Here is a 16,048-nt window from a genome sequence, read left to right as displayed (position 1 = left end):
CACTCAATCACCTCTGACCTGCGGAAACGCGTCTGATCTTGTGTGACGGTTGAGTGACACGAACAGCGGCTGAAACACGGGAGAGCAGCGGCGCCGCTCACACATGTTTCAGCCGCTCTTGCCGTGCAGCCGTCCCGCGCGGCCGTGCCAATAGCGGGGGCACGTAGGTTCTAAAGAGGCCGGTTGGAGAAACGCTGTGCCGTTGCGTGGCTCCGGTATATGGAAGCGCGATACAGCGTGATCGCCGCTACGACTGTTCGCCTATATAATAGCCAACGAGTCCGGTGAAAAGGCCGGTTACGGTTGTCAAAGCTCCTAACCACACGTTAACGTCCTCGGGGGCTTATCCCAGTGGAGTTGAAGGAATAGCCCTAGGAGTACTGCGATCCAGACGGTCGCGACGACAAACGTCAATACATTGCGTACCCATGCGTCGCCAGCGCTCACAACGTAAGGCTGGGTATCGGGTCCTGGGGTGTCGTCCTCTTTAAGGTCGGTGGAAGGTTCGTCCGGACCAGGGGGCAGGTCTTCCTCCATTGGCGCCATCATCTCCGCCTCCTATGCGCCCGTCGAACTCGCCACCCGACGAGCGCCAGCAGGCCCAGAGTTGCAGTGATGGGTATAACGATTTGTTGAAGGGATGGAAGGACGTCCTCGCTCGGCGAGATCCGGCGCATTGTCCAGGGGGGGACGTCTGGTCCGGGGTCCTCGTCTTCATCCCATGACCATGAGGCGGTTGTCATGGTCCCTCCGGTGGTAGGAGCCCCTTCGGGCTCCGTGGTCGCGGGCGGTCACGCACGGGCTGTGTCTCAGTTTGGGATCATGTCGGTCCACATCCGGTGTGGATGTGGTACACATGATGTGCGGCTTCGAGGAGCCGCAGAGAGGGCTACGGGCCACAGCTTGTAACGTCAGGTAGTTTCATGACTACTAAGCGTAGTGTATGTCGTTCAACGGCGTGACAGATTTGAGATACGATGACTACTTCGATTAAGCAGAGCGAGCGACTCTCGGTGAACATCTCATCGACAACTGCCGAGTCGCTTCGGGAGCTAGCGGCACGAAACCAGACTTCCCTCACTGAAATCGTCCGACGCGCGGTCGCAGTGCTCAAGCTGCTGGACGATGAGCAGCGCGCCGGCAGCGAACTCCGACTCGTGAATCGCAAGACCGGCACGAGGCGCCAAATCCACATTCTCTAAAGGCGAGGCAGCGCCGCTGCTAGCCCCACAAAACCAGACTGGGGATGACATCCGACGGCGCAGAGTCATCCGCCGCACGCGTGCCATTGGCGTGCCAATACCGGGGGACGCTGAGGGTCACTCCAGGCCACTGGAGGCTGCGCTGACCAGCGTGCGGCAGCCTCGAACCGGCGATGTTGGACGATTCCCAAGCTGACAGTGCGAGTTCGATTCTCGTCACCCGCTCCACAGACAAAGCCCACGCCGGAGCCCGGCCTGGGCTTTCCTTATTGGCCTCGGTCAGTTCGGGGCGAGGTCGTCCGACGTCAGCAGTGACCTGATCCCCAAGGTGGCGGTCACCGCCGGGCTGCAGTCAGCCACCACCGCGGCGCACCCCACCACCTCGGCGCCCAGCGTGCGGGCCACCTCATACAGCGCGCTCACCTGCGCCCCCGTCGTCACCCAGTCGTCCACGACCAGCACGCGGTCCGCGGGACCGATCAGCCGGCTGCGTACGCCCAGTGAAAGGCTGCGCCCGCGGTAGTCCAGCGGGGTCTGTGCCCACGTGACCGGCTCGGCGATCTGGCGGTCGGCGCCCTCCTTGTGGCCGGCTGCGAAGCCCACGCCGAGCGCGGCCGCGACCAGCGGGCCCAGCAGATAGCCGGTCACTTCCGGCGACACCACGAGCGTGGGGCGCGACGGCCGGTAGAGGTCGGCAAGTGCGGGGCCCAGCGCGGCGAGGATCTCCGGGTCGCGCCACCAGCCGGACATGTCGCTGACCAGATGGGTGCTCTCCGGACCGGGGTCGATCCACCGGAAGCTGTGTACGAGGCGTTTAGCGAGGTCAGCCACAGGACAATGGTCCGCCACCTGGACAACCGACCTACACCGCCTCGTTCGAATGGCTGAACGTTTCACCGCAAAGGTGTACGAAAGCCATAGATCACTTTGACAGCGTAAGTGGCGGGATGGCTACGGTCCGCCGGTGACCGGAAAGCATCACCGCAGGTCCCAGAGGAGTCGTATCAGCGCCGTGGCCTCGGCGGCCGTGGTTGGCGCACTGCTCGTCGGGGGTGGCGTGGGCGCGGTCCAGCTTGCCGGCGCGCGGACTCCGGAGACGACGGTGGAGATCACCGCCGCGCCGACGACCGGCACACCCGCCGCGAGCGCCACGCCGGCCCCGACGCCGTCCAAGACGCCGCAGCGGGCATCGCGAGGCGACGTGCGCAGGGCGGAGCCCAGCCCGACGCCGAGCAAGACCACCGCCAGCCCCAAGGCCAGGACCGAGGTGGTCACCGACACCGGCAGCTGCGGGGCGTCCTTCTACGACGAGCCGCAGGGCACCGCGAACGGGGAGCAGTTCGACCCCGAGGCGCTGACCGCGGCGCACAAGACGTGGGCGTTCGACACGCGGGTGCGGGTGACCAACCCGGCCAACGGAAAGTCGGTCGTCGTCCGCATCAACGACCGCGGGCCGTACATCGACGGGCGGTGCATCGACCTCTCCCGGGCCGCCTTCCGGGCCATCGCGTCGCTGGACCTGGGGCACATCGACGTGCGCTACGAGATCTTGAAATGACCGGGTGAGCAGCAACCCCCGACCAAGCCGATCGGGAACTTTGCACCAGGTGGTCAAAACCCCATCGGTCGAGGGGTCAACTTCGTTCAGTCGCGCCCGTCGATCAGGCATGCTGTTCGGCGTACCCATGCGTTTGTTGCCGCCGGGCCGCCGCCCGTTGAGCTCTGGTTCCCGCGCCGGCCTCGGCGCGGCCCTTGTGCTGCTCGCACTCGTGTCCGCCATCGAGCTCGCGGACGGCTCAGAGGCGCGCTACATCGGCCTGATCGTGGCGGCACCCTTCCTGGCCGCGGCGTTCGCCTCGTGGCGGGTGGTGCTCGGGGTGGGCATGTTGGCCACCGCGGTGGGTGGGGCGTTCGCGCTGGCCGGGCGGGAAAACCGGCTGGCCAACCTGACGATCGTGGTCGGCATCGGCCTGGCCACCGCCATCGCGGCAGCGGTCGCCTTCATCCGGGAGCGGCAGGCCGAGCGCATCGCCGAGCTCTCCCGTCTCGCCTCGGTGGCGCAGCAGGCGGTGCTGCGGCCGCTGGGCCCGCAGGTGGGCACGCTCGCCGTGGCCGGGCGGTACATCTCGGCGACGGCGGCTGCGGACATCGGCGGCGATCTCTACGAAGCGCTGGACACGCCCTACGGCGTCCGCATGATCATTGGTGACGTGCGTGGCAAGGGCCTCGACGCGGTACGCCTGGCCAGCATCGTGCTCGGCTCCTACCGCCACGTGGCGTACGAGCGGGCCGACCTGCGCGCCATCGTCGCCGACCTGGACCGGGCGGTGGCCCGCAGCGTCGGTGACGAGGACTTCGTGACCGCGGCGCTGGTGGAGGAGCGGGGCGGCACGCTCACGATCGTCAACTGTGGCCACCCTGCCCCGCTGCTGCTGCGCCGCGGTGAGGTCATCCCGCTGGAGCCGCCGGCGCCGGCGCCGCCGCTGGGGTTCATGCCGGTGGTACGCCCGCGGGTCGAGCGCCTCGAACCCGGTGACCGCCTCCTGCTCTTCACCGACGGGCTGGGCGAGGCGCGGCGGGACGGCGAGTTCTTCCCGACGGCCGACCGCGCGTGGCGGCTGCTCGGTCACGGCACGGTCGGCGACGGGCTGGCCTCGCTGGAGACGGCCCTGGTCGAGTGGGTGCACGGCCGCCTCGACGACGACATCGCGCTGGTGCTCATGGAGTACGCGGGCACCCGGCAGGTCACCGCCGCCGCGGTGCCCAGCTGGGAAGTAGGAGCCCCGGAAAGCTGAGAACACGGAGCGCCAGCAAGGTGACGCTCAGCGCGCCCGGTGGCGACCCACGTAGCGGCGCAGAAGGCTGGGCTCGGCGATCAGAGTGAGAAACCTGGCGATCATGGTGCCTCCCGGGGTGGGTCCGCCTTCAGGCGGCGGGTATCCGACCCAACGAGGTGACATCGACCGGCGTGACGAGACTGTCGGCGTGCTGACTTGCCTCCCCGGCTAATCGGGTCTAATGGGACAAAAATTAACCATGTGGTGACGGTCACTTCCACCGTCTCCTTGTCGGCCCTTACTGACCGGTAATAAAATCAAAATTACTGACCGGTAACCACTGCCCGGGAGCGGGGGCCAACGAGCATGACGCACTACAAGAGCAACGTCCGTGACCTTGAGTTCAACCTCTTCGAGGTCTTCGGGGGTGAGGCGCAAGCGTTCGGGCAAGCGCCGTACTCCGATATCGACGCGGACACGGCCCGCAGCATCCTCGGCGAGATGGACCGCCTGGCGCGCGAGGACCTCGCGGCCGGCTTCTCGGCCGGCGATCGCACGCCGCCCGTCTTCGACCCGGCGACCCACTCGGTCGCGATGCCGGAGGCGTTCCGCAAGTCGTACGAGGCGTTCATGAAGGCGGAGTTCTGGCGCCTCGACCTGCCCGAGGTGATCGGCGGTACGCCCGCGCCGCGCGTGTTCTGGTGGGCGCTTGCCGACCTCGTGCTCGGCTCCAACGCGCCGGTCTGGATGTACGCCTCCGGCCCGTCCTTCGCCACCACCCTCCACCGCGAGGGCACGGCCGAGCAGAAGGAGTGGGCGAAGCTCTTCGTGGAAAAGCGCTGGGCGTCGACCATGGTGCTGACCGAGCCGGACGCCGGCTCTGATGTCGGCGCCGGCCGCACGCGGGCGATCCCGCAGCCGGACGGCAGCTTCCACATCGAGGGCGTCAAGCGCTTCATCACGAGCGGCGAGCACGACCTCTCGGAAAACATCATCCACTACGTGCTGGCCCGCCCGGTCGGCGTCGAGGGCGTGGGCGGCCCGGGCACCAAGGGCCTGTCGCTCTTCGTCGTGCCGAAGTTCCACTTCGACCCCGCGACCGGCGAGCTGGGCGAGCGCAACGGCGTCTTCGCCACCAACGTCGAGCACAAGATGGGCCTCAAGGTCTCCACGACCTGCGAGCTGACCTTCGGCGAGCACGGCGTCCCGGCCAAGGGTTGGCTGCTCGGCGACGTGCACGAGGGCATCCGGCAGATGTTCCTCATCATCGAGTACGCCCGCATGATGGTCGGCACCAAGGCCATCGCCACCCTGTCGACCGGCTACCTCAACGCGCTCGAGTACGCCAAGGAGCGCGTCCAGGGCGCCGACCTGCTGCAGATGTCCGACAAGACCGCGCCGCGCGTGACGATCACGCACCACCCGGACGTGCGGCGTTCGCTGATGCTGCAGAAGTCGTACGCCGAAGGGCTGCGCGCCCTGGTCATGTACACGGCGACCTGGCAGGACCGCATCAACCTCGCCGAGGCGGCGGGCGACGAGCGGGCCGCGAAGGTCGCCAAGCGGATCAACGACTTCCTCCTCCCGCTGGTGAAGGGCGTCGGCTCCGAGCGGGCGTACGAGATGCTGGGCCACGAGGCGCTGCAGACCTACGGCGGCTCCGGCTACCTGCAGGATTACCCGCTGGAGCAGTACGTCCGCGACTCGAAGATCGACACGCTGTACGAGGGCACCACCGCCATCCAGAGCCTCGACCTCTTCTTCCGCAAGGTGGTCAGGGACGGCGGCAAGGCGCTGATGACAGTGGCCGGCGAGATCCAGTCCTTCCTCGAGAGCGAGGGAGGCAACGGCCAGCTCAAGGAGGAGCGGCTGGCGCTGGGCAAGGCGCTTGCCGAGGTGCAGACGATCCTCGGCACGATGACCGGCTGGCTCGGCGAGGCGCAGGGCGGCGAGCCGCGCGCGCTCTACAAGGTGGGCCTCAACTCCCGCCGCCTGCTGCTCGCGCTCGGCGACCTGATCATCGCGTGGCTGCTCCAGCGGCAGGCCGACGTGGCGCTCCGCGCGCTGGCCGGCGAGCCCTCGGCCGCGGACAAGTCCTTCTACGAGGGCAAGGTCGCCGCGGCCCGGTTCTTCGCGCACGAGGTGCTGCCGCGCATCGGCGCCGACCGCCGGATCATCGAGTCGACAAACCTCGAGCTGATGGACCTGGCCGAGGACGCGTTCTAACACGCCGATGCCGGGCAGTGAGCAATGTGCCACTGCCCGGCATTTGGCTGCGCATCGCCCATAACGGACGCTCTAATGGTCCGATGGGCATCAGCGGCGGGATTTTCCTGATCGCGCTCGGCGCCATGCTGGCGTTCGCGATCCGGCTGGATCCATGGTGGATCGACATCGACACGGTCGGCCTCGTGCTGATCCTCGCCGGCGTGGCCGTCATCCTCGTCACCCTCTGGTACTGGCAGGACCGCCGCCGCCGGGTCATCCGGTCGTGGGTCGAGGAAAACCGCCTGTCCCACCAGACCGGCGACGGCGGCTCCCAACCCCCGATCCCGCCGGACGCGCCACCTCCGCCGTCACCCTCAGGCTGAGAGAGATCACTTTTTAGGGGTGAGCTACCGCGACGCCCGTCGTTGGTCCGGACCGTTGCTCCCGCGGCCTCACCCTCCGCCGCTGGTCGCGGCGGCCTCCGGAGCCGCCCGGCCACTGTGGACAGACCGGCGGACAGGGGCGGCGGTCAGCCGCGGGCCGTGTGCGTGTCGGCGAGCGCCGCCTTGCCCGGCTCGATGTCGGCCCATGAGCTGTCGAAGCGGTGCACCGCCAACCCGCTCGTGCGCAGGCCGTCCGAGTCGAGCGCGGCGGCCGGGTCGAGCAGGCCGGACAGGTCGGAAATGGTCGGGTTGTGGCCGATGACCAGTACCGTGTCGGTGCCCTCAGCGGTGCCGCGGATGAGGGTGAGCAGCTCGCGAGCGGTTCCCCCGTACATCAGCGGCTCGTAACGCACCTCCGGCGCGGGACCGCCGAGCGCCAGGGCGACCCCGTGCCACGTCTGGCGGGTCCGCTTCGCCGGCGAGCAGATGACCTCGCCGGGCAGCAGCGAGTGGTGTGCCAGCCAGGCGCCGGCCGCGGCGGCATCCGCGTGGCCGCGTGCGGTGAGAGGCCGGTCGACGTCAGCGGTGCCCGCCGGGCGCTCGGCCTTGGCGTGGCGCAACAGCACGAGGGTGCGTTCCGTCATGTGTACAGCTTGCCTGATTGAGGCACGAAACACCTGGGTAAGCAATCCTTATGGGTATCGGTGGAAGCATCTTCCTCATCGCCTTGGGTGCGATATTCGCGTTCGCGGTCGAGTTCGATCTCGGTTGGCTCGACATCAACGTCGTTGGCTGGGTCTTGATGATCGCCGGCCTCGCCGGTCTCCTGCTGACGATTTCCTTCTGGCAGAGCCGCCGCCGCACCACGACCACGGTGGTACAGCCCACCGAGCGGGTCGAGCGGGTCGTGCCGGTGCAGACCGAGCGGATCGAGGAGCGTCGCGAGGTGCGGCGTCCCAGCGGTCGCCTCTACGAATAGAGGGCGAAGTAGATCGCGATGTGGTGGCACAGCGCGGCCACCAAGGTGCAGGCATGAAAGAACTCGTGGTGACCGAAGACCGTCGGCCAGGGGTTGGGGCGGCGTAGCGCGTAGAAGACGGCACCGACCGTGTACGCCACGCCGCCCACAATCAGCAGCACCAGCGCCGCCGGCCCACCGTGCCGGCCGATGTCGGGCAGCACGGCGATCGCGACCCAGCCCAAAGCCACGTACAGCGGCGCCGACGCCCACCGCGGCGCGTGTGGCCAGGCCAGCTTGAGCACCACGCCGCCGACCGCGCCGACCCACACGATCGCGAGCAGGATCGTGGCGAGTTTCTGCGGGAGCAGGAGAACGCAGAACGGCGTGTACGTCCCCGCGATGAAGATGAAGATCATGGAGTGGTCGAGGCGCCGCATGATCTGGAAGCCGCGCGGCGACCACACCCGGCGGTGGTAAAGCGCGCTCGTGCCGAACAGCCCGCACACCGTAAGGCTGTAGATCACGCAGCTCACCAGCGGCGCGACGCCGGGCCGGGTGGCGGCCAGGGAGCAGAGCACGATCCCGCAGACCACGGCGACAAAAAACGCGTACGCATGCAGCCAGCCGCGCATCCGCGGCTTGCCCACGTCTACCGGGCGGAGCCGGACGGGTGCATCAGTTGTCACTGTTCCAGGTTACGGCAGCGTAGGTTACTTGCAAGTAGAGCAGAGACGTCAGGCACGATGACGTCATGCACACCCGCCGCGCCGGAGCCACCGGCCTGCTCGTCGAATGCGCGGACGGCGCCGAGGTCGAGGCGTGGCGAGCCGAGCTGTGGCGCCGCCGCGAGCAGGGTGAGCTGGCCGCGGCCGAAATCGTCCCCGGCGCCCGCACCGTCCTGCTCGACGGCCTCACCGACCCCGAGCAAACGGCCGGCCTGCTCGCCGGCTGGGCACCGCCGCCGGCCGCCGGCACCACGGCCGGCCCGCTCGTCGAGATCATCGTCCGGTACGACGGTGTCGACCTCGCGGCCGTCGCCGAGGGGTGGAGCGTCCCGGTCTCCGAGGCGGTGGAGCGGATCTCCGGTACCGAGCTGCGCGTCGCGTTCTGCGGGTTCGCGCCCGGCTTCGCGTACATGACCGGCCTGCCGTGGCCGGTGCCCCGCCTCGCCACGCCGCGCCCTCGCGTGCCGGCCGGTTCGGTGGCGCTCGCCGGCGAGTACGCGGGCATCTATCCCACCGCCTCACCCGGCGGGTGGCGGCTCGTCGGCAGCACCGACGCCGTCCTCTTCGACATCGAGCGCGACCCGCCGGCGCTGCTGGCACCCGGCACGCGCGTGCGGCTGGTATCCGAATGATCGAGGTGCTCAAGGCCGGGCCGCTGACCACCGTGCAGGATCTCGGCCGCCCCGGCTTCGCCCACCTGGGCGTGCCACGCGCGGGAGCCCTGGACGGGCCGGCGCTGCGCCTTGCCAACCGCCTCGTGGGCAACCCGCCGGACGCGGCTGGGCTGGAGGTGACGGCGGGTGGGTGTTCGCTGCGCCTGCCGGCGGCCGGGACGGTCGCGCTGACCGGGGCGGCCGCGTCGCTGGCGGTGGGTGGCCGGCCGGCGGGGTTCGGCCTGCCCGTGCCGGTGCCGGCCGGTGCCGTGGTCACGGTCGGTCGCGTGGTGCACGGCGTGCGGTCCTACCTCGCGATCGGCGGTGGGATCGCGGCCCCGCCCGTGCTCGGCAGCCGGTCGACCGACACGCTCTCCGGGCTGGGCCCCGCCCCGTTGCGGGACGGGGACCGGCTGCCGCTGGGGGCGCCACAAGATCCGTCCATTGTGGACTTCGTGCCCTGGCGGCCGCCACCGCGCGAGCTCGCGCTGGGCATCACGCTCGGCCCCAGGGCGGACTGGTTCACAGCGGAGGCGGTGGCGATGCTGCTCGGCACCGTGTACACGGTGAGTCCGGTCAGCAACCGCGTCGGCGCGCGACTGTCCGGCGCGACCCTGACCCGCGCGGAGGCCGCGGAGCTGCCCAGCGAGGGCATCGTGCTCGGCGCGGTGCAGGTGCCGGCGAGCGGCCAACCGTTGATCTTCTTGGCGGATCACCCCACCACCGGCGGATACCCCGTTATCGGGGTGGTCGACGACGTAACGCCACTCGCGCAGGCGGCGCCCGGTACTACCGTGACGTTCCATGGACCTGAACGCTGACCTCGGCGAGGGTTTCGGCGCCTGGCGCCTCGGCGACGACGACGCGCTGCTCGCGGTCGTGACCTCGGCAAACGTGGCGTGCGGCTTTCACGCCGGCGACTCGGGCACGATGCGGCGGGTCTGCGCGGGCGCGGCGGAAAAGGGCGTCGCCGTCGGCGCGCAGGTCGGCTACCGCGACCTGGCGGGCTTCGGGCGGCGCCGGATCGAGTACGCGTTCGACGACCTGCGCGACGACGTGCTGTACCAGATCGGGGCGCTCGACGCGTTCTGCCGGGTGGCCGGCACCCGCGTGCGGTACGTGAAGCCGCACGGCGCCCTCTACAACACCGCCGCCGTCGACGAGGCGCAGGCGGCGGCCGTGGTCGCGGCAGTGGTCGACTACGACCGCACGCTGCCGGTGCTGTGCCCACCCGGCTCGGTGCTCGGCCAGCTCGCGACGGGTGCCGGGCTGCGCGCGGTGGCGGAGGGCTTCGCCGACCGGGGATACCAGGCCAGCGGCGCGCTGGTGCCCCGATCGGCGCCGGGCGCGCTGGTCAAGGCGGCGGACGCGGTGGCCGCGCGGGCGGTGCGGATGGCGGTGGAGTCGGTGGTCCACACCGTCGACGGCATCGACCTGCGCCTGCCCGTGGAGTCGATCTGCGTGCACGGCGACACGCCCGGCGCGGTGGAGCTGGCTCGCGGCGTGCGGGCGGCCCTCGAAGCGGCCGGCGTGCGGCTAGGCGCCTTCGTCCAGCCCGCGTAGGACGAGCGGGAGCCTCTGCGCGCCCTCCGGCGTGAGCCGGATCGGCACGCCCCAGTCCTGGCGCGTGAGGTGGCAGGCGGCGTGCTCGGCCTCCGCGTCGCAGGTCGCCGCCTGGGCCACCACCTGCAGCACACCCTCCGAGACGGACGCGTTGAGCACGAGCCGGCGGGAGAGGTCGGTGGTCACGCCACCGCCTTCGAGCAGCAGCTCCGCCGGCGAGGCCGAGACCTCCAGCCGGGTCGACGGGCCGAACGACTCGTCCAGCTTCTGCCCCGGCGCCGGTGTGAACACCACGTCCAGCGTCACCTCGCCGGGCGCGAGGTCGGTGGGTGGCCGCTCGGTGCGGTGGCGGGCGCCGGCCACCGTCGCGGCCTGCGGGATCGCGCCGGGCGCGAGCCGCACGATCCGGTGCGCGCCGGACTCCACCACGAGCACGTCGCCACTTCCGGTGAGCACGAGGTCGCTCGGCTCGGCGAGGTCACCGGCCACTGTGGACACGGTGTCGGTGGCGGGGTCGTAGCGGCGTACGGCCCCGTTGTAGGTGTCGGCCACCAGCGCCGAGCCGTCCGGCAGCGCGCACACGCCGAGCGGGTGCTGCATCAGCGCCTGGTCGGCCGGTCCATCCATGTGCCCGAAGTCGAAGAGCCCTTGCCCGACGGCGGTATGCAGCACGCCGTCGCGGATGTAGCGCAGGGCTGAGGTCTCGCTGTCGGCGAGCCACAGCGTCTTTCCGCCGGCGGAGAGCCCCGACGGCTGGGCGAGCCACACGTCCGGGATCGGGCCGTCGCGGAGTGCCTCGACGGTCGTGCCCGCGTACACGCCGGTCGTGCGCTTCACCGGGTCGTACCACCACAGCTGGTGGATGCCGGCCATCGCGACGATGACGCGGCCGTCGTACCAGGCGACATCCCACGGCGAGGAGAGGTCCGCGGCGAGCGCGTCGTGCGCGTGGTCGTCCACAGTGGATCGCCACGGGTTTCCGCTGCCGGCGATCGTGGTGACCTCGCCGGTGTCGAGGCGCAGGCCGCGCAGCAGGTGGTTGACGGTGTCGGCCACCACCACGTGGTATCCGGCGACACCCGCCTCGTGCTCCGGCAGCAGGCACAGTCCCTGCGGCTCGGAAAACTCCGCCACGGCCGGACCGCCGTCGGCGCGGCCGCGCTGGCCCGAGCCGATCCGCCGCACGACCGTCTCGCCATCCGCGCCAAGCTCGACGAGCGAGTGGTGAGCCGAGTCGGACACGAGCAGGTTGCCGCTCGGCAGGACGAGTGCCTTGCCGGGGAAGCGCAGGGTGGTGGCGGCGTCGGCGGGCGGCACGTACGGCCCGTCGCCGCGGTGCAGCGTGCCCTTGGCCTCGTGGGTGGCGATCAGCTCGTCGATGAGGCGGCCGAGGCCTTCAGCGTGCCCTTCACCGGCCATGGAGGCGACCACGTAGCCCTCCGGGTCGACGACGGAGAGGGTGGGCCAGGCCTTGGCCGCGTACTGCTGCCAGGTGACCAGCTCCGGGTCGTCGAGCACGGGGTGGGCGACGCCGTACCGCTCGACGGCGGCGGCGAGGGCGGCGGCGTCGCGCTCGTGCTCGAACTTCGGCGAGTGGACGCCGATGACCACGAGCACGTCGCCGTACTTCTCTTCGAGCGGGCGCAGCTCGTCGAGGACGTGCAGGCAGTTGATGCAGCAGAACGTCCAGAAGTCGAGCAGCACCACCTTGCCGCGCAGGTCGGCGAGCTTGAGCTGCTTGCCCCCGTGTTCAGCCAGCCACGCCCGCGCAGCTCAGGTGCGCGTACGCGGGCGTGGCGGCCGGAGACTGGATCAGCCACTGGCGGCCGGCTTGAGGCACAGCACCTCGACGCGACCGCCGTCGCCGGCGATCTCGATCCGTGGCTGGGCCTGGTCGGCGCACTTCGCGGCGCTGTCCTCCTTGGACACGACCTCGAACGCGTTCGCCTCGCTGCACTCGGCCGCCACCGCGCCGTTGGTGCCGGACTGCTTGACGCAGCTGCCGACGTCCGGGCTGAAGGCGTCCGAGCCGCGGGTGAAGGCGTACACGAGGCCGAGCGGGACGACCAGCACCAGGAGGGCGACGATCACCACGAGGACGAAGACGCGCAGGTTGCGCTCCTTCGGCTCGGGCTTCGTGGCCTGGCTCTGGCCCCCGCCTCCGGCTGGAACGCGCCAAAGCGATCCTGCGTGCCGTCCTGCGGTGCACCCCAGCTCGCGGTGTTGCCGCCCTGGGGCGGTCCGGGCGGCGGGAAGCCACCCGCTTGGAAGGCGGCGGTGCCCTGCGGCGGGCCACCGTGCGGACCCTGCGGGGGCTCGTAGCCACCAGGCGGTCCCTGAGGCGGCGCAAAGCCACCGGGCGGGCCGTGCGGGGGCTCGTAGCCACCGGGCGGTCCCTGTGGCGGCTCGAACCCGCCGGGTGGGCCGTGTGGGGGCTCGTAGCCGCCGGGCGGTCCCTGCGGCGGTGCGAAGCCGCTCGGGGGTCCACCGGGCGGCGGGAAGCCACCGGGCGGCGGCGGGTACGTCGACGGCGGGTACGTCGTCGGTCCGGGCGGGGCGCCGAAGCCTTGCGGCGGCTGGTTGTAGGGCCCCATCGGTCCGGCAGGACTGCCCGGCGGCGGGCCCACTGGGCTGCCGATACCGACCGGGCTGCCCGGTCCCACGGGGCTACCGGGTCCAACCGGGCTGCCGTGCGGGCCGTCGCCGTAGGGCGAGCCGCCGGTGAAGACGCCCGTGGGCTCGGAGTACGGCGCGGCCGGAGAGCCGGGCGGCCCGTGCGGTGCGCCAGGAGGCGGCGGCGGTGCGACCCGCGCGCTGGCCGTCACGCTGCCAGCGCGGGGCGGCGGGGGTGGCGGCGGCGCGGCATCGTCGTCGGGGTCGGCTGGCGCGGGCCGGCCGTACACCCGGGGCTGCGGCGCACCGGACTGCGGCGGCTGCACCGGCTGCTCGGTCGGCGGTGTGATCCGGCTGGCCACCGGCACAGAGGCGCTCGCGGAGACCGGCTTGATCTCGCCACCAGGACCACGTGGCTGCGGCACCGGCGGCTGTGCGTCCGGGTGCGGCGGGCCGAACTCGTGTCCGTTGGAGCCGAACGGACCGGCACCCGGCACCGACGCCGCCCCGGTGGGGCGGGGAGCCGGCGCACGCCCAGGCGGCGGCGCGTCCTCGTCCACGCTGAACATCCCGCGGCCGGCACCCGGCTCGTCCGGCGGCGGGGTACCGAGGTGGGCGCCCGGAACCCGGACCTCCTGCCCCTCGAACGGCCGCGGCGGCGGGGTGTCCTCGCGCTCGGGCTGGCGGTGACCAGCCTCGCGGCGGCCGGCGTCGAACCCGCCCGCCTCGAAGCGGTGCTCCTCGAACGCCCGGTCGTGGCCTTCCGCCCGGTCGACGTCAGCGGGACCGCCGTCGGGCCGTCCCAACGCCTCGTAGCGGCCCGGTACCTCCGCGCGCCCGGCACGGCCGGACTCGAAGGCACCCGTCCAGGCCGAGCCGAAGCCGCTGGCGTCACGCTGTCCCTGGCCGTAGTCATCCGCGCCGTCGTGGCCCGCCGGACCAAAACCCTCGCGGGCGGCAGCCCCGAACCCGTCACGCCCAGCACCGCCGAACCCGTCGCGCTCCGCCTGCCCGAAGCCTTCCCGCCCGGCAGGTCCGAACCCGTCGTGGCCGGCCCCATCGTGGTCAGCGGGCCCGAAGCCGCTGTGGCCGCCGCTTCCGAAGCCTTCGTGCTGGGGACGGAAGCCACGCTCGTCCTGGCCGCCGGCCCCGAAGCCACGCTCGTCCTGGCCGCCAGTCGGATACCCGCGCTCGTCCTGGCCGGAGGCGGCGAAGCCGCGCTCGTCCTGGCCGGCGGCCGGATACCCGCGCTCGTCCTGGCCGGGGGCGGCGAAGCCGCGCTCGTCCTGGCCGGCGGCCGGATACCCATGCTGGTCCTGGCTGGCTGTCGCGAAGCCGCGGTCACCCTGGCCGGCGGCTGCGAAGCCGCGCTCGTCAGGGGTGTTGCCGCCGAACTCGCGATCGCCGCCGAAGCCGCTCTCGTCGACGCCGCTGCCGCCAAAGCCCTGCTGGCCGTCGCCGAAGCCACGGCCGCCGTCGCCATAGACCTGGCCACCGCCGCTGCTGAAGCCCTCGTCGCCGCCGAAGCCACGGCTTTCACCCGCACCGAAGCGGCCGTCGTCGTCAGCGCCCCCGCCGAAGCGGCGGTCCTCGTCACCCGAACCCGCCCCGAAGCGGCGGTCTTCATCACCGGGACCTGCGCCGAAGCGGCCGTCGTCCTCGCTGTGGCCCGCGCCGACGTGGCGGTCGCTGTCGCTCGCGCCGCCGAACCCACCAGGCTCGGACTCGCCGCCGAAACGGCGCCCGTCGCCCGCACCCGGGCCGAAGCCACGGTCGTCGCCAGGACCCGCGCCGAAGCCACGGTCATCGCCGGCACCGGGACCGAAGCCTCGGTCGTCGTCCGGAGCGCCACCGAAGCGGCGGTCGCCGCCAGGCCCGGCGCCGAACCCACCCGGCTCGCGATCGGACCCGACTCCCGAACCAGCCCCGAAGCGCCGGTCGTCATCGCCAGCGCCGCTCCCATAGACGGCGGGACCGCGGTCCGATCCGAACCCTCCCGCCTCGCGGTCGGACCCGAAGCCGTCAGGCTGGCGGTGGCCGCCGGACTCGTGGTCGGGCCGGAAGCCGCCCCGGTCGGCGCCGAAGCCGTTGAAGCCGGGCTGGCCGTCGCCGCCGAACGCACCAGCCCCGCCGGAGCCGCCGGGCTGGCGCTCGCCGCCGAACCCTCCCGCCTCGCGATCGGACCCGAAGCCCTCCGGCCCACGGGAGCCACCGAAGCCGTCCGCCTCGCGGGATGCGCCGAAGCCGTCAGGCTGGCGCTCGCCGCCGAACCCTCCCGGCTCCCGGTCGGACCCGAAGCCCTCCCGGTCGCGGCCGCTGCCGGGCTGGCGGTCGCCGCCGAAGCCCTCCGGCTCGCGGGATGCGCCGAAGCCGCCAGGCTCACGGTCGCCGCCGAAAGCGGACGGACCCGGGCGCCCGCCGCCGAAGCTGTCATCGTCGGGGCGGCCGGGCGCGAAACCACCCGGGGCGCCGAAGCCCCGCTCGTCAGGCGAGCCGCCGCCGTAGCTGCCGCGGTCCTGTGGGAAAGCGGCGCCGATGCCGCGGCGGTCGGCGGGGCCGCCCTGGCCGCGCTCGTCAGGGGCGCCGGCGCTGCCCTGGTCGACGCGGGCGGAGCCGAAGGCCGCCTCGCGGGACATCGGCTCCAAAGGCTCGAAGCGGCCGGGCTCGCGCCTGGGCAGGCCGCCCCGGCCACCGCTCGTCGGCGCCTCGGGAGGCGAGCCGGCGGGCGGGATGTTGGGCGGCGGGAAGCCGAGGCCCGGCTGGTATCCGGACGGGAAGCCGCCATCCGCGCCCGGGCCGGAGACGGGAGCAGAGCCTGGCACCGGAGCTGAAGTGGGGACGGAAGCGGTGCCCGGTACTGATGCGGAAGCCGACGCAGGGCCGTGCGAAGCCGGCGGGGGAAGGCCGCTGGCGGAGGGGTCGGAGCGGGTGGCCACGAGCCGGCTGGCGCCCACGCCTCGGGC

Annotated in this window: 14 protein-coding genes and 1 pseudogene; 9 read left to right on the top strand and 6 right to left on the bottom strand. The window is 71.8% G+C overall.

Features of this window, described 5'->3' with window-relative positions; genetic code table 11:
* The first annotated feature begins 977 nt into the window (after positions 1–977).
* The gene (locus Phou_RS55540) at positions 978–1,202 is read left to right on the top strand and encodes a ribbon-helix-helix protein, CopG family (protein ID WP_173057292.1); all 225 of its coding nucleotides are present in this window, start codon (positions 978–980) and stop codon (positions 1,200–1,202) included.
* 279 nt (positions 1,203–1,481) lie between these two features.
* Here the strand turns inward: Phou_RS55540 and Phou_RS19220 are convergent, their stop codons facing one another.
* Positions 1,482–2,033 carry a phosphoribosyltransferase family protein gene (locus Phou_RS19220; RefSeq protein WP_246273616.1) on the bottom strand — a complete coding sequence of 184 codons (552 nt, stop codon included), beginning with the start codon at positions 2,031–2,033 and terminating at the stop codon, positions 1,482–1,484.
* A 133-nt stretch (positions 2,034–2,166) separates the two neighbouring features.
* On the opposite strand from Phou_RS19220, the gene Phou_RS19215 reads away from it, so the two are divergent.
* From Phou_RS19215 to Phou_RS19200, 4 genes are all read left to right on the top strand, one after another.
* Complete coding sequence (locus Phou_RS19215) at positions 2,167–2,760, top strand: septal ring lytic transglycosylase RlpA family protein (protein WP_173057291.1); 594 nt, start codon at positions 2,167–2,169, stop codon at positions 2,758–2,760.
* A gap of 109 nt (positions 2,761–2,869) precedes the next feature.
* Positions 2,870–3,997, top strand: coding sequence for a PP2C family protein-serine/threonine phosphatase (locus Phou_RS19210; RefSeq protein WP_173057290.1), 1,128 nt, complete (start codon positions 2,870–2,872; stop codon positions 3,995–3,997).
* Positions 3,998–4,345: 348 nt separating this feature from the next.
* The gene (locus Phou_RS19205; protein ID WP_173057289.1) at positions 4,346–6,205 is read left to right on the top strand and encodes an acyl-CoA dehydrogenase; all 1,860 of its coding nucleotides are present in this window, start codon (positions 4,346–4,348) and stop codon (positions 6,203–6,205) included.
* An 83-nt stretch (positions 6,206–6,288) separates the two neighbouring features.
* Complete coding sequence (locus tag Phou_RS19200) at positions 6,289–6,570, top strand: DUF6458 family protein (protein WP_173057288.1); 282 nt, start codon at positions 6,289–6,291, stop codon at positions 6,568–6,570.
* A gap of 146 nt (positions 6,571–6,716) precedes the next feature.
* Here the strand turns inward: Phou_RS19200 and Phou_RS19195 are convergent, their stop codons facing one another.
* Positions 6,717–7,214 (bottom strand): SixA phosphatase family protein, encoded by a 498-nt coding sequence (locus Phou_RS19195; RefSeq protein WP_173057287.1) that lies wholly within the window; start codon positions 7,212–7,214, stop codon positions 6,717–6,719.
* A gap of 50 nt (positions 7,215–7,264) precedes the next feature.
* On the opposite strand from Phou_RS19195, the gene Phou_RS19190 reads away from it, so the two are divergent.
* The gene (locus tag Phou_RS19190) at positions 7,265–7,549 is read left to right on the top strand and encodes a DUF6458 family protein (RefSeq protein ID WP_173057286.1); all 285 of its coding nucleotides are present in this window, start codon (positions 7,265–7,267) and stop codon (positions 7,547–7,549) included.
* Here the strand turns inward: Phou_RS19190 and trhA are convergent.
* Positions 7,540–8,217: a PAQR family membrane homeostasis protein TrhA gene (gene trhA / locus Phou_RS19185; protein WP_173057285.1), complete on the bottom strand. Its 678-nt coding sequence runs from the start codon at positions 8,215–8,217 to the stop codon at positions 7,540–7,542. The two genes, Phou_RS19190 and trhA, sit on opposite strands and share 10 nt — an antisense overlap.
* Before the next feature lie 65 nt (positions 8,218–8,282).
* Here trhA and Phou_RS19180 point away from each other — a divergent pair, with 65 nt between their 5' ends.
* Genes Phou_RS19180 through Phou_RS19170 form a run of 3 tightly spaced genes read left to right on the top strand, consistent with a single transcriptional unit; the run spans position 8,283 to position 10,472 of the window.
* A complete protein-coding gene (locus tag Phou_RS19180) occupies positions 8,283–8,888 on the top strand; it encodes a 5-oxoprolinase subunit B family protein (protein ID WP_173057284.1) in 606 nt (201 codons plus the stop codon).
* Complete coding sequence (locus Phou_RS19175; protein WP_173057283.1) at positions 8,885–9,730, top strand: 5-oxoprolinase subunit C family protein; 846 nt, start codon at positions 8,885–8,887, stop codon at positions 9,728–9,730. The genes Phou_RS19180 and Phou_RS19175 overlap by 4 nt, the downstream gene beginning before the upstream one ends.
* A complete protein-coding gene (locus Phou_RS19170) occupies positions 9,714–10,472 on the top strand; it encodes a LamB/YcsF family protein (RefSeq protein ID WP_173057282.1) in 759 nt (252 codons plus the stop codon). The genes Phou_RS19175 and Phou_RS19170 overlap by 17 nt, the downstream gene beginning before the upstream one ends.
* Here the strand turns inward: Phou_RS19170 and Phou_RS19165 are convergent.
* The 3 genes and pseudogenes from Phou_RS19165 to Phou_RS19155 form a co-directional block, all read right to left on the bottom strand.
* A pseudogene (locus Phou_RS19165) lies at positions 10,446–12,292 on the bottom strand (NHL domain-containing thioredoxin family protein). The gene Phou_RS19170 and the pseudogene Phou_RS19165 overlap by 27 nt on opposite strands.
* A complete protein-coding gene (locus Phou_RS19160) occupies positions 12,285–12,563 on the bottom strand; it encodes an LppU/SCO3897 family protein (protein ID WP_173057281.1) in 279 nt (92 codons plus the stop codon). The pseudogene Phou_RS19165 and the gene Phou_RS19160 overlap by 8 nt, the downstream one beginning before the upstream one ends.
* A complete protein-coding gene (locus tag Phou_RS19155; RefSeq protein WP_173057280.1) occupies positions 12,560–15,907 on the bottom strand; it encodes a hypothetical protein in 3,348 nt (1,115 codons plus the stop codon). The genes Phou_RS19160 and Phou_RS19155 overlap by 4 nt, the downstream gene beginning before the upstream one ends.
* Between the last annotated feature and the right edge of the window lie 141 nt (positions 15,908–16,048).

The sequence above is a fragment of the Phytohabitans houttuyneae genome (assembly GCF_011764425.1).
Taxonomy (GTDB): domain Bacteria; phylum Actinomycetota; class Actinomycetes; order Mycobacteriales; family Micromonosporaceae; genus Phytohabitans; species Phytohabitans houttuyneae.
Note: the sequence above shows the minus strand (reverse complement) of the source record. Positions and strands in the feature narration are given on the sequence as shown.